Source organism: Gaiella sp. (assembly GCF_035558935.1).
Taxonomy (GTDB): Bacteria; Actinomycetota; Thermoleophilia; order Gaiellales; family Gaiellaceae; genus Gaiella.
The window spans coordinates 1-24375 of the sequence record NZ_DATMBZ010000076.1; the positions used below are offsets into that span (position 1 = coordinate 1).

Annotated in this window: 25 protein-coding genes; 10 read left to right on the forward strand and 15 right to left on the reverse strand. The window is 71.0% G+C overall.

Annotation, left to right across the window (positions count from 1 at the left end):
• Positions 1–79 precede the first annotated feature (79 nt).
• Together VNM44_RS07800 and leuA are read right to left on the reverse strand one after the other, a co-directional pair.
• Positions 80–634 carry a hypothetical protein gene (locus VNM44_RS07800; protein WP_325624616.1) on the reverse strand — a complete coding sequence of 185 codons (555 nt, stop codon included), beginning with the start codon at positions 632–634 and terminating at the stop codon, positions 80–82.
• A gap of 198 nt (positions 635–832) precedes the next feature.
• Positions 833–2518, reverse strand: coding sequence for a 2-isopropylmalate synthase (gene leuA / locus VNM44_RS07805; protein ID WP_414652964.1), 1686 nt, complete (start codon positions 2516–2518; stop codon positions 833–835).
• 202 nt (positions 2519–2720) lie between these two features.
• On the opposite strand from leuA, the gene VNM44_RS07810 reads away from it, so the two are divergent.
• Complete coding sequence (locus tag VNM44_RS07810; RefSeq protein WP_325624620.1) at positions 2721–3332, forward strand: hypothetical protein; 612 nt, start codon at positions 2721–2723, stop codon at positions 3330–3332.
• Here the strand turns inward: VNM44_RS07810 and VNM44_RS07815 are convergent.
• The 3 genes from VNM44_RS07815 to VNM44_RS07825 all read right to left on the reverse strand — a co-directional run bounded on the left by VNM44_RS07815 (position 3329) and on the right by VNM44_RS07825 (position 4664).
• Positions 3329–3874, reverse strand: a complete 546-nt coding sequence (locus VNM44_RS07815; protein WP_325624623.1) for a hypothetical protein — start codon at positions 3872–3874, stop codon at positions 3329–3331. The genes VNM44_RS07810 and VNM44_RS07815 overlap by 4 nt on opposite strands.
• Positions 3875–3945: 71 nt before the next feature.
• Entirely contained in the window at positions 3946–4347 is a 402-nt protein-coding gene (locus VNM44_RS07820) for a ribonuclease HI family protein (RefSeq protein WP_325624625.1), read from the reverse strand.
• The gene (locus VNM44_RS07825; protein WP_325624628.1) at positions 4344–4664 is read right to left on the reverse strand and encodes a hypothetical protein; all 321 of its coding nucleotides are present in this window, start codon (positions 4662–4664) and stop codon (positions 4344–4346) included. Before VNM44_RS07825 ends, VNM44_RS07820 begins: the two co-directional genes overlap by 4 nt.
• A 54-nt stretch (positions 4665–4718) precedes the next feature.
• Here VNM44_RS07825 and VNM44_RS07830 point away from each other — a divergent pair, with 54 nt between their 5' ends.
• The 3 genes from VNM44_RS07830 (at position 4719) to VNM44_RS07840 (ending at position 8447) form a co-directional block, all read left to right on the forward strand.
• Entirely contained in the window at positions 4719–6980 is a 2262-nt protein-coding gene (locus tag VNM44_RS07830) for a xanthine dehydrogenase family protein molybdopterin-binding subunit (RefSeq protein WP_325624631.1), read from the forward strand.
• 109 nt (positions 6981–7089) lie between these two features.
• Positions 7090–7980, forward strand: coding sequence for an FAD binding domain-containing protein (locus VNM44_RS07835; protein ID WP_325624635.1), 891 nt, complete (start codon positions 7090–7092; stop codon positions 7978–7980).
• Positions 7977–8447, forward strand: a complete 471-nt coding sequence (locus tag VNM44_RS07840) for a (2Fe-2S)-binding protein (RefSeq protein WP_325624639.1) — start codon at positions 7977–7979, stop codon at positions 8445–8447. Before VNM44_RS07835 ends, VNM44_RS07840 begins: the two co-directional genes overlap by 4 nt.
• Before the next feature lie 3 nt (positions 8448–8450).
• Here the strand turns inward: VNM44_RS07840 and VNM44_RS07845 are convergent, their stop codons facing one another.
• Both VNM44_RS07845 and VNM44_RS07850 read right to left on the reverse strand, forming a co-directional pair.
• Positions 8451–9974, reverse strand: a complete 1524-nt coding sequence (locus VNM44_RS07845; protein WP_325624641.1) for a glycerol-3-phosphate dehydrogenase/oxidase — start codon at positions 9972–9974, stop codon at positions 8451–8453.
• Positions 9947–10861 (reverse strand): CehA/McbA family metallohydrolase, encoded by a 915-nt coding sequence (locus VNM44_RS07850; RefSeq protein WP_325624645.1) that lies wholly within the window; start codon positions 10859–10861, stop codon positions 9947–9949. The genes VNM44_RS07845 and VNM44_RS07850 overlap by 28 nt, the downstream gene beginning before the upstream one ends.
• Positions 10862–10936: 75 nt before the next feature.
• Here VNM44_RS07850 and VNM44_RS07855 point away from each other — a divergent pair, with 75 nt between their 5' ends.
• Genes VNM44_RS07855 through VNM44_RS07870 form a run of 4 tightly spaced genes read left to right on the forward strand, consistent with a single transcriptional unit; the run spans position 10937 to position 14937 of the window.
• Positions 10937–12127 (forward strand): ABC transporter substrate-binding protein, encoded by a 1191-nt coding sequence (locus tag VNM44_RS07855; RefSeq protein ID WP_325624648.1) that lies wholly within the window; start codon positions 10937–10939, stop codon positions 12125–12127.
• Between the two features lie 43 nt (positions 12128–12170).
• Positions 12171–13037 (forward strand): ABC transporter permease, encoded by an 867-nt coding sequence (locus VNM44_RS07860; protein ID WP_325624652.1) that lies wholly within the window; start codon positions 12171–12173, stop codon positions 13035–13037.
• Positions 13034–13828: an ABC transporter permease gene (locus tag VNM44_RS07865; protein WP_325624656.1), complete on the forward strand. Its 795-nt coding sequence runs from the start codon at positions 13034–13036 to the stop codon at positions 13826–13828. The genes VNM44_RS07860 and VNM44_RS07865 overlap by 4 nt, the downstream gene beginning before the upstream one ends.
• A 2-nt stretch (positions 13829–13830) precedes the next feature.
• Positions 13831–14937 carry an ABC transporter ATP-binding protein gene (locus VNM44_RS07870; protein WP_325624658.1) on the forward strand — a complete coding sequence of 369 codons (1107 nt, stop codon included), beginning with the start codon at positions 13831–13833 and terminating at the stop codon, positions 14935–14937.
• On the opposite strand, the gene VNM44_RS07875 is transcribed toward VNM44_RS07870, so the two are convergent.
• The 7 genes from VNM44_RS07875 to VNM44_RS07905 form a co-directional block, all read right to left on the reverse strand.
• Entirely contained in the window at positions 14926–15591 is a 666-nt protein-coding gene (locus tag VNM44_RS07875; RefSeq protein WP_325624660.1) for a glycerophosphodiester phosphodiesterase, read from the reverse strand. The two genes, VNM44_RS07870 and VNM44_RS07875, sit on opposite strands and share 12 nt — an antisense overlap.
• A complete protein-coding gene (locus VNM44_RS07880) occupies positions 15588–16232 on the reverse strand; it encodes an HAD family phosphatase (RefSeq protein ID WP_325624662.1) in 645 nt (214 codons plus the stop codon). The genes VNM44_RS07875 and VNM44_RS07880 overlap by 4 nt, the downstream gene beginning before the upstream one ends.
• Positions 16233–16295: 63 nt before the next feature.
• Positions 16296–16736, reverse strand: a complete 441-nt coding sequence (locus tag VNM44_RS07885; protein ID WP_325624665.1) for a carboxymuconolactone decarboxylase family protein — start codon at positions 16734–16736, stop codon at positions 16296–16298.
• Positions 16726–17730, reverse strand: coding sequence for an ABC transporter permease (locus tag VNM44_RS07890; protein ID WP_325624667.1), 1005 nt, complete (start codon positions 17728–17730; stop codon positions 16726–16728). The genes VNM44_RS07885 and VNM44_RS07890 overlap by 11 nt, the downstream gene beginning before the upstream one ends.
• Positions 17727–19229, reverse strand: a complete 1503-nt coding sequence (locus VNM44_RS07895) for a sugar ABC transporter ATP-binding protein (protein ID WP_325624669.1) — start codon at positions 19227–19229, stop codon at positions 17727–17729. Before VNM44_RS07895 ends, VNM44_RS07890 begins: the two co-directional genes overlap by 4 nt.
• A 71-nt stretch (positions 19230–19300) precedes the next feature.
• Positions 19301–20263, reverse strand: a complete 963-nt coding sequence (locus VNM44_RS07900; RefSeq protein WP_325624671.1) for a sugar ABC transporter substrate-binding protein — start codon at positions 20261–20263, stop codon at positions 19301–19303.
• Positions 20264–20397: 134 nt separating this feature from the next.
• The gene (locus VNM44_RS07905; RefSeq protein WP_325624673.1) at positions 20398–21297 is read right to left on the reverse strand and encodes an MBL fold metallo-hydrolase; all 900 of its coding nucleotides are present in this window, start codon (positions 21295–21297) and stop codon (positions 20398–20400) included.
• Positions 21298–21368: 71 nt separating this feature from the next.
• Between VNM44_RS07905 and VNM44_RS07910 the strand changes: the two genes are divergently transcribed.
• Together VNM44_RS07910 and VNM44_RS07915 are read left to right on the forward strand one after the other, a co-directional pair.
• Positions 21369–22343: a LysR family transcriptional regulator gene (locus VNM44_RS07910; RefSeq protein ID WP_325624676.1), complete on the forward strand. Its 975-nt coding sequence runs from the start codon at positions 21369–21371 to the stop codon at positions 22341–22343.
• A 9-nt stretch (positions 22344–22352) separates the two neighbouring features.
• Positions 22353–23186 (forward strand): EamA family transporter, encoded by an 834-nt coding sequence (locus tag VNM44_RS07915; RefSeq protein WP_325624678.1) that lies wholly within the window; start codon positions 22353–22355, stop codon positions 23184–23186.
• Between the two features lie 4 nt (positions 23187–23190).
• Here the strand turns inward: VNM44_RS07915 and VNM44_RS07920 are convergent, their stop codons facing one another.
• Positions 23191–24360 (reverse strand): iron-containing alcohol dehydrogenase, encoded by a 1170-nt coding sequence (locus VNM44_RS07920; RefSeq protein WP_325624680.1) that lies wholly within the window; start codon positions 24358–24360, stop codon positions 23191–23193.
• Positions 24361–24375 lie beyond the last annotated feature (15 nt).

Sequence of the window (24375 nt, forward strand, 5' to 3'; positions counted from 1 at the left end):
CCAACTGAGCTACATCCGCGAGAGGGGCGAACTATAGCGGCGACCCGGCGAACACCCGGCCGGGTCGCCGCTGGTGCGTCTAGCGAGTGACGGTCTCGGGGCTCTCGACCACGCGCTCGAAGACAGTGCGGAAGTCGACCATCGCCTTGCGCAGGTTCTCGGTGCGGTCTGCGCCGTCCGCGCCGTTGCCGTGCACCATCTGGTGCCCGTGGCGGTACCGGTCGACGACGTTCGGGTGGTCGACGGAGACGGCCGCGACCTGGGTGTCGAAGTCGTCGTTTGGATAGCCCTGCTCCTCGAGGACGCTGCGGACGATCCGGTCGGCCTCTCGGGCCGCGAGCTCCGGGTCGTCGACGAACCGCTGCTCGGCGCGCTGCCAGTCGTCCGCGTAGCGGGTGCGGGCGGCCTCCGAGAGCGGCTGGATGTCGAGGTCCTCGCGCGTCCGCTCACGATCTGCGAGGTCTTGCTCGGCCTTTCGGCGGGAGCCGGCCGAGCTCACCGTCCGATCGTACTCGGGCCCGAACTGGTCCTTCAGTGCCGTCCGGCGTCGCGACTGCATGTAGCCCCACGCGAGGAGCGCGAGCACCACGAGGGCCGCGACGACGGCGATGACGATCCACCACGTCGTATCCATGTGCGTTTCCTCCTTGTCGTGCCGAGGAGGAGGTACCCGGCGGCAGGACGCGGCAAACGACGAGGGCGAGGCTGAAGCCGCGCCCAAGGGAGGGATCACCGCGGTTTCCCCTCGAGACGGTGGCCCGCTTCCGCGGGAACCGGGTGACATATGTGACACCGTGCGCTAGATGTCCCGCACGGCCATGTCCGGCACGGGTCAGTCGAACGCGGCGACCGCCCCCTCTCGCGCCGACCGGAGAACGTGCGCTCGATTGACGGCGTTGACGACGGCCCGCAGCGACGCGGTGACGATCGACGGGTGGATGCCGACGCCCCAGAACGCCTCGTCGTCGACGTCGGCCTCGACGTAGGCGGCCGCGGTCGCGTCCTCGCCCTTCGACATCGCGTGCTCGTGGTAGTCGCGTACGTCGATCTCGATCCCGAGTCGCTGCTCGAGGCCGTGCACGAGCGCCGCGATCGGTCCGTTTCCTTCGCCCGTCACCACGATGCCCTCGCCGTCGTGGCGCATCCGCGCGGCGAGGCGATCGCCTTCCTCCCCACTCTCGTGCGAGTACGAGACGAGGGCGAGCGGCTCGGTGATGCCGAGGTAGTGCTCGGTGAACGCGTCCATCAGCTCGGCAGCCGTCAGCTCGCCGCCGCGGGCATCCGTGATCGCCTGCACCTTCTGGGCGAAGTCGACCTGGAGACCGCGGGGGAGGTCGAGGTGGTGCTCGGTGCTCATCAGGTAGGCGACTCCGCCCTTCCCCGACTGCGAGTTGACACGGATGATCGCCTCGTAGTCGCGGCCCACGTCCTTGGGGTCGAGCGGCAGGTACGGCACGTCCCACACGTCGGAGCGCGAGCGCTCTTGCGCGTCCATCCCCTTCTTGATCGCATCCTGGTGCGAGCCGGAGAACGCCGTGTAGACGAGCTCGCCGACGTACGGATGACGCGGGTGGACGGGCAGCTCGTTGCACTCCTCGACGATCCGCCGTGCCTCGTCGAGCTCCGAGAGATCGAGCTCGGGGTCGACGCCCTGCGTCAGGAGGTTCATCGCGAGTGTGATGAGGTCGACGTTGCCGGTCCGCTCGCCGTTGCCGAAGAGGCAGCCCTCGACGCGCTCGGCGCCGGCCATCAGGCCGAGCTCGGCCGTGGCGACGGCCGTGCCACGGTCGTTGTGCGGGTGGACGGAGAGGATCGCCGCGCCTCGCCGCGTGAAGCTCCGGATGAACCACTCCATCCGGTCGGCGTAGACGTTCGGCGGGAACGCCTCGACGGTCGTCGGCAGGTTGACGATCATCTTCTCCTCGGGCGTCGGCCCCCACTCCTCCGCGACCGCCTCGCAGATCTCGAGCGCGTAGTCGAGCTCCGTGTGGTGAAAGCTCTCGGGCGAGTACTGGAAGACGATCTCCGTGTCGGTCCGCGCCGCGAGCTCCTTGCAGAGCTCGGTGCCGCGGACGGCGAGCTCCGTGATCCCGTCGCGGTCGAGACGGAAGACGACGCGCCGCTGCGTCTCCGAGGTCGAGTTGTAGAGGTGGACGATCGCACGCGGAGTCCCCTCGATCGCCTCGTAGGTTCGCTCGATCAGCTCCGGACGCGCCTGCGTGAGAACGGCGATCGTGGTGTCTGCGGGGATCAGCTCCTCCTCGACGAGCGTGCGGCAGAACTCGAAGTCGGCCATCGACGCGGAAGGGAAGCCCACCTCGATCTCCTTGACGCCGAGGCGGACGAGGAGATCGAAGAACCGGCGCTTGCGGGCGCCGTCCATCGGGTTGACGAGCGCCTGGTTGCCGTCGCGCAGGTCCGTGGAGCACCAGATCGGCGCTCGGTCGAGGACGACGTCGGGCCAGGTGCGGTCGGGCAGGTCGACGGTGGCGTACGGACGGTAGTGCTGGAACGGCATCGGCATGGCGTTCTCCTGGGCGAGGGCGGACTGCTCCCGGCGGTGTGCCGGAGCACGGCGGCTGTATGTGCGTCCCTCGCTCCCCCTAGCGGGGAAGGAGGAGAAGGCCGAGCGCGAGCAGACCGGTGGCCGTCGAGATACGGGAGCGCTCGCGCGTCATCGTCCGAGACGATAACGCACCGCGACGCGTAGCGTTGGCAGCGTGCTCGACGAGACCACGTTCGAGGCGGCGGTCGCCGAGCTCTGCGCCGCCGATCCCGACCTCGCGGCGATCGTCGACCGCCACGGGCTGCCCCCGTTCTGGGCTCGCGAGCCCGGGCTCCCGACGCTCGTGCTCCTGATCCTCGAGCAACAGGTCTCCCTCGCCTCCGCACGGGCGGCCTACGAGCGGATGGTCGGCCGCCTCGGCGAGCTGACCCCTGCGGGAATCCTCGCATCGAGCGACGAGGAGCTTCGGACGGACGGCTTCAGCCGGCAGAAGGCGCGCTACGTGCGAGTGCTCGCGGCAGCGCTCGAGGACGGATCGCTCGACCTCGACGGCGTCGCCGCGCTGGAGGACGACGACGCACGGGGCGCGCTCGTCGCGCTGCCGGGGATCGGGCCGTGGACGGCCGAGGTGTATCTCCTCTCGGCGCTCCGCCGCCCGGACACGTGGCCGATCGGCGACATCGCGTTGCAGGAGGGCGCCCGCCGGGTGCGGGGCCTGGAAGCACGCCCCACGCCCGACGAGCTCGCGGCGATCGGCGAGCCGTGGCGGCCGCATCGCGCGAGCGCAGCCCGGCTCCTCTGGCACCTCTACCTGAGCGAGCGCTAGCGGCGCGATGGCTGTGCCAGGGCCGGCGCCAGCGGAGCGGCACGGAGCTGCGGAACGGGTGACGTCGCACGAATCGCTGCGGCGATCGCGAGCCAGGCGAGGCCGAGCACGACACCGCCGCCGAGGCCCGGCGCAAGGAGCGCCGCGGCGACGCCGGCGCCGACCGCGGCGCACGCCCAGGGGGGAAGGTCGCCCATGCGGCTCGCTCCGCGCGCCACGACGCCCAGCCCGGCGAGGACCACGAGCGCCGCGGCGATCCGCAGGGCCGTCATCGCGCGCCCGTCCGGCAGCACGAGGGCGACGGCCCCGAGCGCGAGCCCGCCACGCGCAGTCCAGAGCCCGATCCCGGCAGCGCGACCGTACAGCGGCGCGAGCACCCCGGCCACCGCCGCGGTCGCGAGCAGGGCGACCGCCGCGATGCGATGTCCGACTGGATGCGCGCCGAGCGCGAGCGCGCCCGAGACGAGGGCGAGGACGCCGGCGAGTGCCACCAGGCGGGCGACACGGGCGGGCCGGCTCAACATGAGGATCGGGAGGGGCACGGCCCGGAGCCTACGAGGCCGCTCGCCCGCGCGGCCACCGGCGAGCCACACTCCGGGCGGTACGGAAAACCCTACGCCGCCGAGTCGAGCGCCTCGTTCACGAGGCGGTCGGCGAGCTCGTTGTGCTCGCGGCGCACGTGCGTGTAGGTGACGCGTCCGATCTCGCGCGCCGCGCGTGAGGCGTCGAGGAAGAGCGACTGGAGATCTTTGTTCTTGACGCGGTACTCCCCTCGCATCTGCTTGACCATCAGCTCCGAGTCCGAGCGCACCTCGAGCTCTCGGATGCCTGCCTCGAGCGCCCGCGACAGGCCCGCCACGAGCGCGGAGTACTCGGCCACGTTGTTCGTCGCGACCCCGATCGCCTCGCCGCGCGCGTCGAGCACTGTGCCGTCCTCGGTCTCGAGCACGTAGGCGAAAGCGGCGGGTCCGGGGTTCCCGCGAGCCCCGCCGTCCGTCCAGAGCCGCGCCTTCACGCCTCGACGCGCTCGTAGACGTCGAAGGCGGGCTCCTCGTAGGGATGCGCCCGGCGGAGGGCGTCGACGACCGTTGTCAGCTTCGCTTCGGGGACGACCGTCTCGACTCGGTACTCCGTCACCGCCTCGTCACGGCCCGCTTGACCGACCGCAGGACGTGTCCCCTCGCCGCCGCGGAAGGTGCCGTGGCCGAGCGTCGCCCACGAGCAGCGCGAGTAGTCGCCGATCCAGCCCGCTCCGGCGACGAACACCGCGTCGCGTGTGGCATCGAGGTGCGAGGCCGGGACGAACCACACGAGCTTGTACGAGGCGGCCACGGCGCTGGACTGTACCGCCCTCGCGGCGCCCTTCCGCTCTGGTTGGATTGCACGGTGGCGACGCTCGAGGACGCACCGACCACTGTCCGCTCGGACGGCCGCGAGAAGGTCACGGGCAGCGGCCGGTACACGGCTGACCTGACACTCACGGGGCAGCTGCACGCCGCATTCCGATACGCCGACCACCCTCACGCGCGCATCACCCGGATCGACGCGACGAAGGCGCGGGCGCTGCCGGGCGTGATCGCGGTCGTGACGCACGAGGACGTGCCCGACGTCCTCTACGGCGGGATGGTCAAGGACCGGCGCCTCTTCGCCCGCGACACCGTCCGCTTCGAAGGCGACATCGTGGCGGGGGTCGCGGCGCTGACGCCCGAGCTGGCGCGGCAGGCCGCGGCGCTCGTCGAGGTCGACCTCGAGCCGCTCCCGGTCGTCACGGACTTCGAGGCCGCGCTCGACGACAGCGCGACGCTCGTCCACCCCGCCTGGGAGTCGTACGAAGGAGACGAGGAGCTCGGCCGCCACGACAACGTGCTCGGCTTCTCGACCATCGTGAAGGGCGACACCGATGCCGCGCTCGCGGCGGCGGATGTGGTCGTGCGCGGGCGGTACGTCACCGATCCGGTGCAGGGCGTCCCGATCGAGCCGCGGGCGATCGTCGCGCAGTGGCAGGGCGATCGTGTCACCGTCTGGTCGTCGACGCAGGTTCCCTACGCCGCGCGCGCAGGCGTTGCGGAGACGCTCGGGATCCCGGAGGCGAACGTCCGCGTCATCGTCCCGCTCCTCGGCGGTGGCTTCGGCGCGAAGTGCGACTTCCACTTCGAGGGCCACGTCGCCGCCCTCGCTCGCGCCGCGGGACGGCCGGTGAAGCTCGTCTTCTCGCGGCACGAGGAGTTCTTCGCGGTCGGCCACCGCCGCGAGGGCATGGTGATCGAGCTCGAGACCGGCGCGAGCCACGACGGCCGCATCGTCGCCCGAAAGGCACGGCTCGTGCTCGACAGCGGCGCCTACTGCGGCGAGGGCGGCTTCTTCGCGCAGATGGCTGCGATGCACGCCCACGGTCCGTACGAGCTCGAGAACGTCCACATCGAGTCGTCGCTCGTCTACTCGAACAACCAGCCCTCGTCCTCGATTCGCGCCCCGACGGCGCCGCAGGTGTGCTGGGCGCTCGAGCAGCACATGGACGAGCTCGCCGAGGCGCTCGACCTCGACCCGGTCGAGCTGCGCATGCGCACGCTCGTCGAGGAGGGGTCGGTCACCGCCACCGGCCAGGTTCTCGAAGGCATCACGATCAAGGACACCCTCGCGAAGGCGGTCGAGCTGATCGGCGGCGGCGACGGCCTCGCCGACGACGAGGCGATCGGCGTCGCATGCGGCTGGTGGCCGTGCTTCTCCGCGAACGCGGGCGCGTACGTGAAGCTCAATCCGGACGGCACCGGCACGATCGTGACGGGCGCGCAGGAGAACGGGACCGGCGCGGTGATGGCGATGCCGCGGCTCGTCGCCGAGGAGCTCGGGATGCGTGCGGACGACTTCTCGCTGCTGTATCAGGACACGGACGCGGCCCCGTGGGACATGGGCTCGTGCGGCTCGCAGACCACCTTCAACAGCGTCCGCGCAGTGCTTGCCGCCACCGACGACGTGCGCGACCAGCTGCTGGACGCGGCGTCCGAGCAGCTCGAGGCGGCGCGCGACGACCTCGAGCTCGTCGGCGGCTCGGTGCGCGTGAAGGGCTCGCCCGACAAGGCGGTCACCGTCGCATCGCTCGCCGCCGGCGGAACGTTCCACGGGAAGGGCGCAGGCGAGCTCCCGGAAGGGCCGTCGGCACCGGCCGAGGGCTGCGTCGGGCGGCTCGGCCTGGAGTCGTTCCACGCGCCGCAGCTCATCGCGCACGCCGCGCACGTGAAGGTCGACCGCGAGACGGGCGTCGTGCGCGTCCTGCGCGTCGCCGCGGTGCACGACTGCGGCCGGATCCTGAATCGCGTCGGCGCCGACGGCCAGGTGTACGGCGGCGTCGTGATGGGGATCGGCCAGGCGCTGACCGAGGGCACCCAGCTCGACGACCACGGCCGGCAGCGCAATCCGCACCTCCTCGACTACAAGCTCGTCACCGCCTCGGACGCGCCGTCGATCGAGATCGCGTGGATCGAGACCGACACTCCCAACGCCGGCCCGAAGGGGTCGAAGGGCGTCGGCGAGCCGCCGTGCGTGCCCACCGCGGGCGCGATCGGAAACGCAATCGCCAAGGTGCTCGGTGAGCGTGTGCGCGCGCTCCCGATGACCCCGGAGCGCGTCTGGGACGCGCAGCAGAAGTGAGCGCCGCAGAGACGCAACCAAGACGGGGGACGCCGGAGCGACACCCGGAGCGGCCCGCGGCTGGGGCGAGGCCTCAGCCTCGCCCCCCTTCTTGGCCCGGGAGGGATGGTTGACGACGGCATTCGCCACGGCAGCCACGATCGAGGACGCCCTCGCGGCTCTCGCCGACGGCGCGCGTCCCGTCGCGGGCGGGACGGACCTCGTCGTCGGCGCGCGCCAGGGGAAGGCGCCGCTGCCCGAGTCGCTCGTCGCGATCCATCGCATCGCGGAGCTCGCCGGGATCGCGGAGACGGACGGCGGCCTCGGCATCGGCGCCCTCGCGAGCCATGCGGAGATCGCCTCGCACCCGGTCGTCGTCGAGCGCTTCACGGCCCTCGCGGACGCGAGCTCGATCGTCGGCTCGCACGCCACACGTGCTCACGGGACGCTCGGGGGCAACCTGATGAACGCCTCGCCCGCGATGGAGACAGGTGGCCCGCTCCAGTGCCTCGACGCGACGGTCACCCTCCGCTCGAGCGGAGGCGTGCGCTCGCTCGCGGTCTCCGACCTCTTCGCCGGACCGGGCGCGACGACCGCGGACGACGACGAGCTCCTCGTCTCGATCGACGTGCCCGCGCCCGCGCCGGGCACGGGGAGCGCCTACGTCCGCCTGGAGTACCGACGGCAGATGGAGATCGCCGTCGTCGGTGCGACGGCCGTCGTCGTCCTCGAGGGCCCGACGATCAGCGACGCGCGCGTCGCGATCACCGCGCTCGCGCCGACGATTCGCCGCGTGCCCGAGGCGGAGGCCGCGCTCGCCGGCAGCGACGGCGGCGAGACCGCGATCGGGACGGCGGCCCGAGCGGCGGCGGCCGCAGCGACGCCGATCTCCGACGTCCGCGCCTCCGAGCGGTACCGCACGGCGATGGCGGAAGTGATCGCGCGCCGCGCGATCGGCTTCGCGCTCGCCCGCGCGCGCGGCGAGGCCGTTCCCGTCCCGGCGAGCGGGGTGCGCCCGTGAAGGTCGCGGCGACGCTCACGGTGAACGGCATCGCCTACCCGGTCGAGGTCGAGCCCGGCACGAGCCTCCTCGCCGCCGTGCGCGACGCCGTCGGTCTCACCGGGTCGAAGGAGGGATGTGACGACTCGGAGTGCGGCGCCTGCATGATGCTGCTCGACGGCGAGCCGGTGAACAGCTGCTCGTACCTCGCCCTCCAGGCCGAGAACAGCGAGGTGACGACCGTCGAGGGCCTGGCCGACGGCCGCGAGCTGAGCCCGCTCCAGACGGCATTCCTCGAGCACGGCGGGGTGCAGTGCGGCTTCTGCACGCCGGGAATGCTGGTCTCGGCCACCGCCCTTCTCGAACGCAACGCGTCGCCGACCGAGGAGGACGTGCGCATCGCGCTGTCGGGCAACCTCTGCCGCTGCACCGGCTACGACGGCATCGTCAAGGCCGTGCTGGCAGTCGCGGAGTCGGACGCCCCCTGAGCCTCAGGCCTGGGCCGCCGGCGCGAGCAGCGCCTCGACCCTTTCGACCGCGCCGGCGTCGGCCAGCCCTCGGAGCGCGACCGTCGTCCGGCGCCGCAGGACGTCCTCGGCCGTCGTCGCCCACTCGTGGCGCACCGCGAACAGCGCTTGCGCGGCGATGTCGGGGCCGTCGGAGTGGATCCGCTCGAGGAGCGAGGGGTCGTCGGCGGCCGACTCGAGGACCATCCCCGCGCGGGTGCCGTAGAGATGACGCAGGTGTGCGCCGACCTCCGGGTCGAGCTCGACGGGAAGTGCCGCCGCACGCCCGGCAGCGCCCGGCAGCGGGAACGGCCGGCGGTCGAGTCGCCGCAGCCCGAGCTCGCCGCGAACGCGGTCGAGCGCGTCCAGGGCGATCTTTCGGTATGTCGTCAGCTTGCCTCCGGCGACGCTCAGCATCCCGGCCGGGCCGACCGAGAAGACGGTCTCGCGGCGGGCGTTGGCCGTCGCGCCCTCGCCGAGCGGCAGAACACGCAGCCCCGCGAACGACGCCCGCACCGCATCGGACGGCAGCAGCGAGCCCGGCAGCGCCGTCGCAGCCTCGGCGAGGATCTGCGCCACGTCGGCGTCGCACGGGGCGACGGCCGCGGGGTCGCCCTCGTAGTCGGAGTCGGTGGTGCCGAGCAGCAACAGCCCGTACCACGGCACGGCGAACGTGACGCGCACGTCGTCCTGCGGGATCGTCAGCGCAGCGCTCCAGCCCTCGCCCCCGGGCACGAGGACGTGCACGCCCTTGCTGAGCCGTACGGACGACCCGGCTCGCGGGTCCTCGAGGCGGCGCACTGCGTCCACCCACGGGCCGGCCGCGTTGACGACGACCCGCGCCCGCACCGGCACGGCCTCGCCGTCGACGAGCACCTCGGCGCCCGCGACTCGCCCGTCCACGAGGCGCAGTGACACGACCTCCGCCCGGTTGACGACCGTCGCCCCCGCCTCGGCGGCCGCGAGCACGTTCTCGAGACACAGCCGCGCGTCGTTCGTCCAGGCGTCGGCGTAGAGCGCGCAGGAGCGCAGGTCGTCGAGCCGCAGCGAAGGCACGAGCTCACGGGCTCGCGCCGGTTTCACCAGCCAGTTGAGCCGCGACAGCGCGAGTGTCGAGTAGAGAAGGATCCCGCTCTGGACGAACCACGGCCGGAACGGGCCACCCCGGTAGAGCGGCAGGAGAAACGGCAGCCGGTGGACGAGGTGTGGCGCGACGGACCCGGCGAGCGTCCGGCGCTCGTGATGGGCCTCGCGTACGAGCCGGACGTCCCCCAGCCGCAGATAGCGCAGACCGCCGTGGATCAGCTTCGAGGACGCGCTCGACGTGCCGGAGCCGAAGTCGCCGGCATCGACGAGCGCGACGGCGAGGCCTTCTCGCGCGGCGTGTGCGGCGGTTGCCGCGCCGATCACGCCGCCGCCGATCACGAGGAGGTCGAACGACGTGCGCTCGAGCGCCTCTCGCGCAGTCGCCCGCTGCTCGCTCACGCCGGCCACACGGGATTCGTCCACGCGCGGCGACCCTTCGGGTCCACGACCTCGATACGTGCGAACGGCGCGGTGCCCGGGAGGTCGAGACGCGCGGCGACGATCCAGTCGTCCGCCGTCGTCTCAAGCACCTCCGCGCCGTAGCGGTAGCCGAGCCGGCCTGCGTTGACCGCCGTGCCGCTCGTCCGGCCGCAGAGGAGCGTCACCGAGCGGGCCGGCGTGCAGCGGACGACGACCTCCCCCTCCCCCGACTCGACGTCGTGGATCACCGGCCCCGAGCTGCCGTAGAACCTGCCACGACGGAGGGCGTCCAGCACGGACGGGGCCGTCCGCTCGGCGCGGATCCAGGTCCACGCGTGGTCGGAGTCGAAGCCGGGGTGGTGGCTGTCGTCGGTCACGAGCGCCGGGCAGAGAGCGCCGGCCTCGAGCAGCTCGTCCCAGTGCACCGACGAGAGCCCGCGTCCGACCTCGAGCTCGCAACCCGCGTTGAAGACCTCGATCCCCGTGACGGACTCGGGGAGCTCGATCCCGCCCGGCCGCGCGCCGGTCCAGTACGGGTGCGCGAGGTAGGCGACGCCGCCCGCCGCGACGATCCACTCCCCCGTCGCGGCCAGGTCCCGACGCTCGCCCTCGAGCTCCGTCGGGTCGCGGTCGATCCCGATGCCGAGCACGTGCCCGTCGCGCTCGTCGGGCAGCGCGCAGTTGAGCTCGACACCCGGCAGGACGAGTAGCTCAGGCGTCGAGGGCGCGGTGCTGCGGTGCCAGTGGTCCGTCAGTGCGACCACGTCGTAGCCCGCCCGGCCGTAGTGCCGCGCGACGGCTCGGGGCACGAGCTCGCCGTCCGAGCTCGTCGAGTGCGTGTGGAGCGCGGCGCGGAGCCAGTCACCGTTCGAGCGCCAGGGCGAATCCACCTGGAGACCCTAATTGCAGTCCTGGCTCCAGACTCGTACGATCGCCGCTACACGGCAACGAAACGAGGAGGGTCCGTGGAGGATTTCCAGGAGCAGGAATACGAGTTCCTGCGAAGGCTCGAGGAGGAAAAGCTCGACCGGCGCAAGCTGCTACGTCGGGGTCTGGTAGCAGGCGCAGGCCTGACGATCCTCAGCATGCCGGCCGGCGCGCTCGCAGCGCGTCGGAAGGCGCTCGCCAATCCGCCCCTGCGGGGCGGCGCGCTGTCGCTCAAGGAGTGGGTCGCGCAGGCGAAGAAGGAGGGAACGCTCAACACGATCGCCCTGCCGCCCGACTGGGCCAACTACGGCGAGATCATGTCGACGTTCACGAAGAAGTACGGCATCAAGATCTCGAACGACAACCCGGACGGGAGCTCGGCGCAGGAGAACCAGGCCGTGCGCTCGCTCAAGGGCGACCCGCGGGCCCCGGACGTGCTCGACGTCAGCCCGTCGTTCGCGCAGGCGGGCGCCAACGAGGGCCTCTACGCGAAGTTCTTCACGAAGAACTTCGCCAAGGTGCCGCGGGCCATGAAGGACGGCCGCGGCTTCTGGGTGGCGGACTACTGGGGCGTGACGTCGTTCGGCGTCAACACCGCGGTCGTCTCCAACATCCCGAAGACGTGGCAGGACCTGCTGAAGCCCGAGTACAAGAACAAGGTCGCCCTGAACGGAAGCCCGCTCACGTCGGGCTCGGCGCAGGCCGGCGTGTTCGCGGCGGCGCTCGCGAACGGCGGCTCGCTGGCGAACGTCGGCCCCGGCATCGACTTCTTCGCGAAGCTGAAGTCGGCCGGCAACTTCATCCCGGTGCAGGCGACGCCCCAGACGATCGCGTCCGGCCAGACCCCGATCACGATCGACTGGGACTATCTGAACCTCGCGTACGGGAAGGAGTTCCCGGCGGCGAAGATCAAGACGTCGATCCCGTCGGACGGCGTCTACGGCGCGTACTACTGCCAGGCGATCAACGCCACCGGCCCGCATCCGTGGGCGGCGCGCCTCTGGCAGGAGTTCCTCTACTCCGACCAGGGTCAGCTGCTCTGGTTGAAGGGGTACTCGCACCCGGCGCTCTTCACCGACATGACCAGGCGGAAGGTCGTGCCGAAGGCGCTCACGGCAGCGCTGCCGAGCGCCGCCGTGTACTCGAAGGTGAAGTTCGCGAGCCCGTCGCAGAACACGAAGGCGAAGGAGACCGTGGCGACGGACTGGCCCAAGAAGGTCGGCTCGTAGCCCTCTGAGCACGGTCGCGGATACCGACGTTCCCGTCCGGCCGGTGGAGACCGGCCGGACGAGGCGTCGCCTCCCACTCGCGTATCTCGGCGTCCTGCCGTTCTTCGTCTACGCCACGGCCTTCCTCTTCTGGCCCGCGGCGAAGGTGATGTTCGGCGCGTTCCAGGACGACGCGGGCGGCCTGACGCTCGACCACGTGCAGAAGCTCTTCGACGAGCCCTACCGCACGGCGTTCAAGAACTCGATCGAGGTGAGCCTCGTCACGGCGGGGCTCGGAGCGGTGTTCGGGCTGCTGCTCGCGTACGCGGCGATCCGCGAGGGGACGCCGAGGTTCGTCCGCGCGGGCCTCACGACCTTCTCCGGCGTCGCCGCGAACTTCGCGGGCATCCCGCTCGCAGCCGCGTTCATCGCGACGCTCGGGACGATCGGCGTCGTCACGCAGTTCATGACCGAGCAGCTCGGCTTCAACCCGTACGACCACGGGTTCTCGGTCTTCTCGAAGACGGGCATCGAGATCGTCTACCTCTACTTCCAGATCCCGCTGATGATCCTCGTGATCGCGCCCGCGATCGACGGCCTCCGGCGCGAGTGGCGCGAGGCCGCCTCGAGCCTCGGTGCGAGCTCGTGGCAGTTCTGGCGGCACGTCGGCATCCCGATCATGACGCCGTCGATCCTGAGCGCCTTCGTGCTGCTCTTCGGCAACTCGTTCTCGGCCTACGCGACGGCCTACGGGCTGACGGGCGGCAGCGTCGGCCTGGTGCCGATCACGATCGGCTTCTACCTCTCCGGCAACGTGCTCGACGACCCGCATCTCGGCCAGGCGCTCGCCTTCGGGATGCTCGTCGTGCTCGCGCTGATGATGCTGCTCTACATCCCGCTCCAGCGCCGCGCGTCGAGGTGGTCGCGGTGACGCCGCGGCGGTTCATCGCGCCGTCCGCCGTGCTCTGGCTCCTGCTCGGCGCCGCCTACTTCCTGATCCCGCTGATCGCGACGCTGATCTTCAGCCTCCGAAGCAACCAGACGGGCACGTGCTGCACCCTCGAGAACTACGGGACGATCATCCACGACCCGCAGTTCTTGAAGACGATCAAGACGTCGTTCATCCTCTCGCTGGAGACGATCTTCCTCACGCTCGTGCTGCTCGTCCCGACCGTCTACTGGGTGCACCTGAAGCTGCCGCGGCTGCGCTCGGTGATCGGGTTCATGGCGCTCGTGCCGTTCGTGATCCCGCCGATCATCCTGGTCGTCGGCCTGCTCGACGTCTACAAAGGCACCCCGACGTGGTTCTACGCGGAGCCGTACGGGTTCCTCGTCGCGGCGTACGTGATCCTCGCGTTTCCGTACATGTACTTCTCGCTCGACACCGGCTTCCGGTCGATCGACGTGCACACGCTCACCGAGGCGAGCCAGAGCCTTGGGGCCCACTGGACGACGACGCTCGTCCGCGTGATCCTCCCGAACATCAAGTCGGCCGCCCTCGCAGGCTCGTTCCTCACGCTCGCGATCGTGATGGGCGAGTTCACGATCGCCAGCCTGGCGGTGTTCGACACGTTCCCGATCTACATCCAGTACATCAACCAGAACAAGGCGTACCCGGCGGCGTCGGTGACGCTGCTCGCGTTCGCGATCACGTGGGCGGCGATGGTCGCGCTGCTGGCGGCGGGGCGCGGCCGGGCGCCGGCGGCGCAGGGAGCGAGGTAACGATGGCAGGCGTCCGGCTCCAGTCCCTTCGCCGGCGGTTCGGCGACGTCGTCGCGCTCGACGGCATCGACCTCGACATCGCGAGCGGCGAGTTCGTCTCCTTCCTCGGCCCCTCCGGCTGCGGCAAGACGACCGCCCTGCGGCTGATCGCGGGCTTCGACCGACCGACGTCCGGGCGCGTGTTCGTCGGAGACAAGGACATCACCGGCGTGGCGCCCAACAAGCGAGACATCGGGATGGTGTTCCAGGCATACAGCCTGTTCCCGAACATGACCTCGGTGCGGAACGTCGAGTTCGGCCTCCGGGTGAGGCGTCAGGGTCGCGGCGACCGCCGGACGAGGGCGCTCGAGCTGCTCGAGCTCGTCGGCCTCGGCCACGCGGCCGACCGCTATCCGCACCAGCTCTCCGGCGGTATGCAGCAGCGCGTCGCGCTCGCGCGGGCGCTCGCGATCGAGCCGCGGCTGCTGCTGCTCGACGAGCCCCTCTCGGCGCTCGACGCGAAGGTGCGCGTGCAGCTCCGCGAGGAGATCCGCCGCATCCAGACGCGGCTCGGGATCACGACGATCTACGTCACGCACGACCAGGAGGAGGCGCTCTCCATCTCCGACCGCGTCGCAGTTCTCTCGCAGGGCCAGATCGAGCAGATCGGGACGCCGGCGGAGATCTACGGCGCGCCGGCGACGCCGTTCGTCGCCGAGTTCGTCGGGACGATGAACCGCATCGAGTCGACTGTTGCCGATCCCGACAACGGTCGGGTCGACTACGAGGGCAGCTCGCTCACCGTGGACGCCGCGCGCGGGAGACAGCGCGGCGAGCGCGTCCTCGTGCTCGTGCGGCCCGAGACCGTGCAGGTCGAGGCGGCGGCCTCGTCGGAGAACGGGCTCACGGGCGAGGTGGTCTCGCAGACGTTCCTCGGCTCGGTCACGCGCCTGCGGGTGCTCGCCGGCCCCGCCGAGTGGACCGCGGACCTCTCCGCAGAGCGGGCCGCGGCGCTTCCGATCGGTGCGCAGGTGAGCCTGCACTTCCCGCCGTCCAGCGCGAAGCTCCTCACGCTCGAGGGTGGCGCCGCCGAGGGCCTCGAGGCCGCGGCCGCGGACTCAGTCGAGTGACTCGAGCGTCTCGCGCAGGAGCGCGGGGCGGTCGCTGAAGATTCCGCCGACGCCCATCGTGGCCAGCGCGCGCATCCTCGACGCATCGTTCACGGTGTAGACCGTCGTCTCCAGGCCGAGCTTCCGGGCGCGGGCGAGCCCGCGGCGCGTGACTCTCGGATCGTGGAAGCCGACGGCCGATGCGTAACGGGACGCGGACCGGATGGAGACGCCGTAGCCGACGTGCTGCAGCACGCGCAGCGACGGCTTCAGCCGTCGCGCCTCCTGCAGCGTCCGCCGTCCGAAGGAGAGGAGGAAGTCGTCGTCCCCGAGCACCGCCGCCGTGCGCCCGATCAGGTCATGGCGGCGGAACAGGTAGGCGCTGCGCAGCTCTGCCATCACGCCGATCCGTCCGCGGGTGAGCTCGACCACGTCCTCGAACAACGGGATGTCGTGCTCGCGCAGCTCCGCGAGCGGACGTCGGCGGAGCGGGCCGCGGAGCGGCGTCAGCCGGTCGAGATCCAGGTCGTGGAAGACCACGAGCGCGCCGTCCGAGGAGACCTGGACGTCGAGCTCGACGTAGTCCGCACCGAGCTCGATCGCGCGCTCGAATGCCGGCAGCGTGTTCTCGCGCTCGTCCGCCGAGGCGCCCCGGTGGGCGATGACCCACGTCATCCGACGAGCGAACGCACGAGGTCGAGGTCGATCGAGTCGACGATCCCGTCAGCGCCCGCGAGCCGCGCATCCGGAAGCGTCCCACGCACGGCGAGGCACCGAAGCCCCGCGCCGCGGGCAGAAGCGATCCCGGCCTCGGTGTCCTCGAACGCGACGACCTCCTGCGGCACGATGCCGTCGCCGAGCGCCGCGATCGCGAGGCGGTATCCCTCCGGGTCGGGCTTCCCACGGGTCACATCGTCCGCGGTGACGACCACCGTCACCCGATCCGCGAGATCGGCCTTCTCGAGGACGGGTTGGATCTCGCGTCGGTATGCGCCCGAGACGACGCCGACAGGAACGCGGGCGGCTGCGTAGCGGAACGCCTCGCGGAGAGCGAGCGTGATCGTCGAGCCGTCTGCGCGACGGACATATCTGTCGATCCGCTCCTCGACGAGCGCCTGCAGCTCGTCGCCCTCGACCCCGAGCCAGCCGCCGATGATCGCCTCCTCGGTGTTGCCCGCGAGGCGGCCGTAGTAGTCGGCCTCCGTCAGGGGACGACCGTGCTCCGCGAAGAGCTCCGAGTAGATCGCGAACAGCACGGGCTCGTCGTCGGAGAGCGTCCCGTTGAAGTCGAACACGAGCGCGCGCGCAGGCTTCATCCGGCCGGGAGCCTAGTGCCCTTTCGACCGTCGAACGGGCCTCGCAGTCGAGGGTCGCCGATGTCAGTCGGGCTGCGTCAGCCCGTCGGCGGCGCGCCTGTTCGTTTCACCGTCCGGTTCGTGCCGGTGGCCGCCGACCCGGTTCAGCTCCTCGCGCACGATCTCCCCGGCCGTCGATGCGCGCGGATACCCCACGTAGACGGCGAGCAGCGCGAGGATCGCGTCCAGTTCGGCCGCGGTCACGCCGTGCTCGAGCGCCCAGCGGACGTGGCCCCGGAGACGGTCGTCGACGCCACCCTGGGTGATCAGTGCGACGACTACGACGATGCTGCGGTCTCGCAGCGTCAGCTCGTCGTCGTTCCAGGCGCCACCGGCGGCGTTGATCGCCTCCTCCCCGAAGCGCGAGCCGTAACGATCGGCGAAGTACGCGGCAACCGCGCTCTCGGCAATGCCGAACTGGCTCGCATACGCCTTGAGCCCGCGCTCGTACCGGTCATCCTCCATCGGTCATCTCCTCCCCCCGTATGCGGCGGCGAAGCACGAGCCCGCGAGGGCTCTGCTGGATACGGTCGATGCCGACGGCGACGATCAGGATCACGCCGGTCACGACCTGCTGCCAGAAGCTCGAAACGCCCTTGATCGCAAGCCCGTTCTGCAACGTCCCGATGAACAACACCCCCACGGCCGTGCCGGTCACGCCGCCGATGCCGCCCAGGAAGCTCGTCCCTCCGAGCAGCACTGCCGCGGCGGCGGACAGCGGAATCTCGGCACCCACGTCGGGGCTCGACGCTCCGAGCCGTCCGGCCTGGACGACGCCTGCGAGCGCCGCGCAGGCTCCGACGACGCCGTACACGGCGACGAGCGTCGCCGTGGTGTTGATGCCCGACAGGCGCGCCGCCTCGATGTTCCCGCCGACCGCGTAGACGTCCCGGCCGAAGTACGTCCAACGCAGCACCGCGAAAGCGACCAGGAAGACTCCGAGCATGATCCAGATCGGCGTCGACACGCCGAGGGCCGACCCGAAGCCGATCCCGCCGATCAGCGAGGAGTCGATGTACTCGGTCTGCGTGTTGGACCAGATGCTGACGATCCCCTGGTAGAGCGACGCCGTTCCGAGCGTGACCACGAAGAACGAGAGCCGCGCCCGGCCGATGAGCAACCCGTTCACGGCGGCTCCGAGCAGCGCCCCGAACGCCACCGTCACTACCACCGCGAGGGGTGCCGGCGCCCCGAGGCCGTTGAACACCTTCGCCAGGACGAGACCCGAGAGCGCGACGACCGCGCCGACAGACAGATCGATCCCGCCGGTGAGAACGACGAACGTCATGCCGATCGCGACGATCCAGAGGATCGAGACGCTGCCGAGCAGGTTCTCGATGTTCGCGCTGGAGAGGAACCGGCTGCCCTCGGAGATCGCGAAGTACGCGACGATGCCGACCAGGAGGAGCAGTACGGCCGCGTAACGACTCGTCGCGAGCCAACCGAGCGCCCGGTTCACCCGTGACCGCCGCCGAGTCGGGTGATGAGCGCCTCGTCAGCTTGCTCGCGCGGGAGCGCGGCGACCACCCGCCCGCGGAACATCACGACGATCGTGTCGCAGATCGCGAGCAGCTCCGGTGTCTCCGACGAAGAGACGACGATCCCGACGCCCTGCTCGCGCGCCTCGCGCATGATCCGGTAGATCTCCGCCTTGGCGCCGACGTCCACCCCGCGCGTGGGCTCGTCGAGCATGAGCAGGCGCGGTCGGGTCTCGAGCCACTTGCCGAGGAGCACCTTCTGCTGGTTGCCGCCAGAGAGGGTGTCGACCGAGGCCGACTGCGAGGCGGCGCGGATCCCCAGCTTCTGCGTCGCGGCCGCGACGGCGACACGTTCGTGGCGAGGACGCGGCACGCGCAGCCGGAACAGTCGCGACTGCGACGCCATCAGCAGGTTCTCGCCGACGCTCATGCCGAGGACGAGCCCCTGGAGCTTCCGGTCGGCCGGAACGAGTGCGACCCCGTCGCGCATGGCCGCCTGCGGCGAGCGGTACCACCGCGGCTCGCCGTCGATCTCGACCGCTCCGTAGGGCCTGTGCAAACCGAACAGCGACTCGAGCAGCTCTGTCCGACCGGCGCCGACGAGCCCGGCGAGGCCGACGATCTCCCCCGCGCGAACCTCGAGGTCGACATTCCTGAACGCCCCGGGGAGCGAGAGGTTGCGCGTGCGGAGCACCGTTCGCTCTTCCACACGGTGAGGCGCCGATTCATGCGCTGCCTGCTCCAGCGAGGCGCCGACCATCAGCGAGACGAGCGAGTCGCGATCGAACCCGGAGATCGGCGCCTTTCCCACCGTTCTTCCGTCCCGGAGCACCGTCACCCGGTCGCAGATCGAGAAGATCTCGTCGAGCCGATGCGACACGAACACGGTCGCCACGCCCTGGTCGCAGAGGCGACGGACCGAGTCGAAGAGGAGCGAGACCGCATCGTCCGTCAGGGAGCTCGTCGGCTCGTCGAGGATGAGCACCCGCGCGTTCATCGACAGGGCGCGCGCGATCTCGACCATCTGCGCCTGATCCGGCCGTAGTTTCCGGACCGGGCTCCTCGGGTCGAGCTCGAGGCCCAGCGTTGCCATGGTCTCGGCCGCTCGGGCAGCGGTGGCCCGCCAGTCGATGACACCGGCTCGCCGGGGCATCCGGTGGCCGAGCAGGATGTTCTCGGCGATCGACAGGTCGGGGGCGAGCGTCGTCTCCTGGCTGACCGTTGCCACGCCGCTCTGCAGAGCGTCGCGTGCCCCCTTGAAGCCGGCGACGCGCCCGAGCCCCTCCACGGTGCCGGCGTCCGGAGCCAGCTGGCCGTTGAGGACCTTCAGCAGCGTGGACTTGCCGGAGCCGTTCTCGCCGGTGAGGCCGTGCACCTCGCCGGCCCGGATCGTGATGTGGGCGCCGCGGAGGGCGTGCACACCGCCGAAGCGCTTGTGCACGCCTACCGCGCGGAGAACCGGCTCTGCCTCCGCCTCCACTAGTGGTCCGTCCGGTAGAACCGGGCCGCCTGACGCGCGTCATCCACCGTGGCCACTTTCCGGACGGGCCACTAGTCGATCGCGGCGACCTGCGCCTTCCAGCTCGCCACCTTGCCCACGTTCGCCTTCGTCACGAGCTCTGCCGGCCGGACGAGGATCTTCGGCAGCGGGAGGTTCTGTTTCGTGATCAGGCTGTACGCGGCCTTCGTGGTCTCGATGCCCCAGCCGACGGGATCGACGCGCACGGTGGCGACCAGCTTGCCCGACTTGACCGCTTGCAGACCGGCGCTGTCGCCGTTCAGGCCCACGATCGTGATCTTCCGGCCCGCGCTTCGCGCGGCGATCGACGCGCCGACGGCGCTCGGGTCGTTGTACCCGACGACCGCGGTCATGTCGGAGTACCGCTGGACGAGCCCGTTTGCCGCTTTCTCTCCTCCGGTCACGTCGTCGCTCGGGTTGTCCTGGGTCCCGAGGATGCTCATCCCCGCCTTCTTCGCCCAGAACGCCTCGCGCTGGTTCAGGTACTTGAGGGCCGGGACGGGGAATCCGATGCCGATGAGGCCGACCTTGGCTCGCGGCGCCGCGGCGGCGAGAGCCTTGATCTGCAGGTAGGCCTGGATGTCGCGTCCCTGCCAGACCTGCGTCGCGATGTAGGGCAGGTACGGCGCCTTCGCGGTGCGCGACCCGAAGGTTCCATCGATCGCGACGACCGGGATGCCCTTGCTCTTCGCCTGCTTCAGGACCGGGACCGTCGCCTTCGGATCGAGCGGGTAGAAGATGATCGCGTTCACCTTCTGCGCGATCAGCTGCTGCATGTTGCTCACCTGCTTGTCCGGCGTCGTCCTGTCGTCCAGGGCGATCACCTTGCAGCCGTAGACCTTCGCCTGCGCGACGACCGCGAGCTGAAGCGTGTGCAGCGTCTCGTTGCCGGCGATCGGATTCTGGAAACCGATCGTGCACGACCCGGCCTTCTTCGCGGGCGACTTGTATGCCGTCGGCAGGGACGCCTCGACGCCAACGTACCCATTTGGCACGGGCACGCCTCCACTCCGACCCATTGCGCCGGCGGCGACGCTCGCGGCGACGACGCAGGCTGCCAGGAGAACCGCTATTCGAGTGAATCTGCGCACGTTCCCTCCTTGACGGTTGAGTTCGTCGGCCGCAGCCGCTAGCCGGCCTCGTAGAAGTGTCTGACCCCGAAGCCGATCCACTCCGGCTGCACCCAGTCGGGATGCAAGGAACGCATACGGGCATCGAGCTGCTCGACCGCTGCGTCGACGGGCACCCCGGCGGACTGTAGCTCTCGCACCTCGTCGCGGAGAGCCGCAAGGTAGTTCCGCACCTCGCGGACGAGCGATGATCCGCCGACGCTCCCGTGCCCGGGCACGACGATCTCCGGCGCGAGGCCCTCGAGCCGGTCGAGCACGGCGATCCACTTCTCGCCGTCGACGTCCGTGTCGTCGGGCGGGAAGTACGGGACGATGGCGAAGCATCGCTCTTCGACGAGGTCCCCGGTGAAGAGAATCCGCTCCTCCGGCAGGAAGACCACCTGGTCGCCGAGCGTGTGCGCCGGCCCCCAGGTCCGCAGCTCAACCGAGCGCCCGCCGAGATCGACGGTCGAGGCCTCGCCGTCGTAGACGTCGTTCGCCTCCACGAGCTCGACTCCGTCGAGCGCCGACTCGACGCTCGGGCCGAACGTCCGGAACATCTCGAGGTAGCCCGTCCCCTTCTGGCGGAGCTCCTCGCGCTGGGCCCGGTTGTAGACGATCGTCGCGTCGGCGAAGGCCTGGGCACCGAAGCCGTGCTCCGGATGGAAGTGCGTGATCGTGAGGACGAGCTCGCGACCGCGGGCGAGCTCCTCGGCGATCTGCCGGACCCGGCGCCCGTTCTCCGGCCCCATGCCGGTGTCGACGACGAGCGCTCTCTGCTCGCCCAGGACGATGCCGATGTTCGGGACGAGGGGGACGCCACCGTCCGGAACGATCCAGACGCCTGGTGCGATCTCCTGCGGCGTGCCGTCGACGACCGGAGGGGGCGGGGATTCGGCCCCCGAGGTGGGCTCGCTCACGCGGACGAGTTTCTCGCCCGCGATCCATCAGTACAAAGACAGGTTGTGCACCGATCCCATAGGTTCTCTCTATGGAAGACGAGATCCCTCTCAGCCTCCGCCAGCTCCAGTACTTCACGGTCGTCGCCGAGACGGGCTCGGTCACCCGCGCAGCCGAGCGCCTGCTCATCTCCCAGCCCTCGCTCTCGCATCAGCTCCGCGTCCTCGAGACGGCACTCGGCGCGACGCTGTTCGATCGCCGGCCGCGCGGCATCGCGCTGACGCCTGTCGGACGCGCGATGCTGCCGGGGGCGAAGGCGGCGCTGGCCGCTGCCTCGGATGCGCGGCGCTCGGCCCGCGCGGCGGCAGGTCTCGACGAGGGCGAGCTCCGCATTGCGACGAGCCTCTCGCTGGCGCTCGGCGTCCTCCCCCATGCGCTGCGCGAGTGGTTCGCGGAGCATCCCGGCGTGCAGGTCCGGGTGCACGAGCATTCCCACGCGGATCTCGTCACGGCGCAGGTGCTCGCGGGCGAGGCCGACGTGGCCCTCGGCGTTCACCCCGAGCAGTGGAACGGCCCGATCTTCGATCTCGGCGACGAGGAGATGGTCGTCATCGTCGCCCACGGCGACCCGCTCGTGAGGAGCCGCAACGGCCGCACCGCCATTCGCGAGTTGAGAAACCGACGCTGGGTGCTGCCGGCGGTCACGGACGGCTTCTCGGAGTACGTCGAGCGACTCTGCGCCGAGGAAGGCTTCACGCCCGAGGCTGCGATCCGCTCGTCCGGCGTAGGGACGCTTGTCGCTCTCGCCGCCTCCGGCCTCGGTCCGACGCTCGTGCCCGTCAACGCGGTGCCGGATCCGCCGCCGGGAGCGGTGCTGGTCCTCGCGCCACCGATCCGGCGTCGCATCGCGGTCTTCGCAGCCTCGTCGAACGAGGACCTGGCTCGAGCGTTCGCCGATTGCGCGCACCGACACGGCCGGCTCATGCCCGACCATCTGAAATCCTTGTTCGCGCCCACTCGGCGTTCGGCGCGTCGAGGGGCCGGAAGACCGACCTCGTCGCCGTAGAGTCGTGCGGTGCCGCTCGACGCGTTCGCCCTCGCCCTCGGCTCGGCGTTCCTCCACGCGCTCTGGAACCTGATCCTCGGCCGCGAGCGCGACCCGGAGGCGGCGACGGCGGTCGCGCTCACTGCGGCGGTCGTCCTCTTCGCGCCCGTCGCCGCGTGGCGCTTCGATGCGGACACCGCCGTGTGGCCGTACATCGCGGTGACCTCGATGCTGCAGCTCGCGTACTTCGCGGCGCTGGCAACGGCGTACCGCCACGCCGACGTCTCCGTCGTCTATCCCATCGCCCGCGGCCTCGCGCCCGTTCTCGTGCTGCTCGTCGGCGTGACCGCGCTCGGAGTCGGCGCGAGCGCCGGCCAGGCGGCCGGCGTCTGCCTCGTCGGCCTCGGAGTGGTGCTCGTCCGGGGTCTCCGCGGAGGCGCCGAGGCACGCGCCGCGGGCGCCGCCTGGGGTGTCGCCGTCGCCTCGTGCATCGCGGCGTACACGCTCGTCGACAAGCACGGCATCGAGCATGCGTCGCCCGTCGTCTACCTCGAGCTGGGCATGCTGCCGGCGACGATCGGCTACGTCGGCTTTCTCCTCGTCACCGAGCACGGCGGCGGACGCGTTCGCGCGGCGGCACGCCCCCTGCCCGCGCTCGCCGGTGTGTTGTCGTTCGTCGCCTACGCGCTCGTGCTCGCCGCACTGTCGCGCGCGTCCGCCGCATCCGTCGCCTCGGTCCGCGAGACGAGCGTGCTGATCGCCGCCTTCCTCGCCGCGCCCCTCGCGGGCGAGCACGTCGGCCCTGGGCGACTCGCGGGAGCGGGGCTGGTCGTGGCCGGCGTCGCGTTGATCGCGCTGGCGTGAGGCCCTAGCCGGCTCGCACGAACGCGGCGCGGTAGATCTCCTCGTACGCCGGGACGTCCACCTCGCGAGCGTTGCCCTGCGTCTGCGGGTCCTCGAACGCGATGCGCGCGAGCATGGGGATCTCGTCCTCCGAGAAGCCGAGCTCCTCCATCGTCGGGATGTCGACGTCGTCGGTGAGCCTGTAGACCTCCTCGACTCCCGCCCGCGCGGCCTCGACGACGTCCATTCCACTCGTCTCGATGCCGAGAGCCTGGGCGATCCGCGCGTAGCGTTCCGGTGCCGCGGGGACGTTGTACGCGCAGACGGGCCCCAGCACCCGCGCCGTCAGGGCACCGTGCGGGCAGTCGTGCACGCCCCCGGCAGACTGGCTCATCGCGTGCGCTGCGCCGGCGCTCTCGGTCCCGTACGCCATCCCGCCGAGCGTGGCGGCGTGGGCCATGTGCGTCCGCGCCTCGAGGTCCGTGCCGTCCTCGACCGCGCGGCGCAGCCAGCGACCGACGAGCTCGATTGCGTGCAGGGCGACCGCGTCGTTGAAAGGCTGGTGGTAGTCGCACGTGAAGCACTCGATCGCATGCGACAGAGCGTCCATGCCGGTCGCCGCCGTCACCGCGGGCGGGAGACCGAGCATGAGCTCGGGGTCGATCAGCGCGACATGGGCGCCGATCAGCGGCGTCCCGCCGACGTTGAACTTGAGCTGCCGTTCGTGGTCGGTGATCACGGCCCAGAGCGTCACCTCGCTCCCCGTCCCGGCTGTGGTCGGGATCGCGACGAGCGGAGGGATCCGCTCCTCGATCGGGTCCCGACCCCACTCGTAGTCCGCTATCGAGCCGCCGTGGCGCGCGACGACGCCGATCGACTTCGCCGTGTCGAGCGAAGAGCCCCCGCCGAGGCCGACGAGCCCGTCGCAACCGTTCTCGCGGTACACGCGGGCGGCGCGGTCGACGAGCTCGATGTCCGGGTTCGGGCGCACCTCGTCGAAGACCACCACGCCGTTCAGGTGCGGTAGGACGCGGTCGACGAGGCCGGCCGCCGCAACACCCGGATCGGTGACGAGCATGGGCTTCGTGATCCCGAGCGCCCGGCACTCGTCCGCGAGGCTCGCGACGGCGCCCGGGCCGTGGACGAGCCTCGTCGGGACGGTGACGGCGCGGACGGTGTCGACCTCGACGGGCATGTGCTCTCCTCGGGT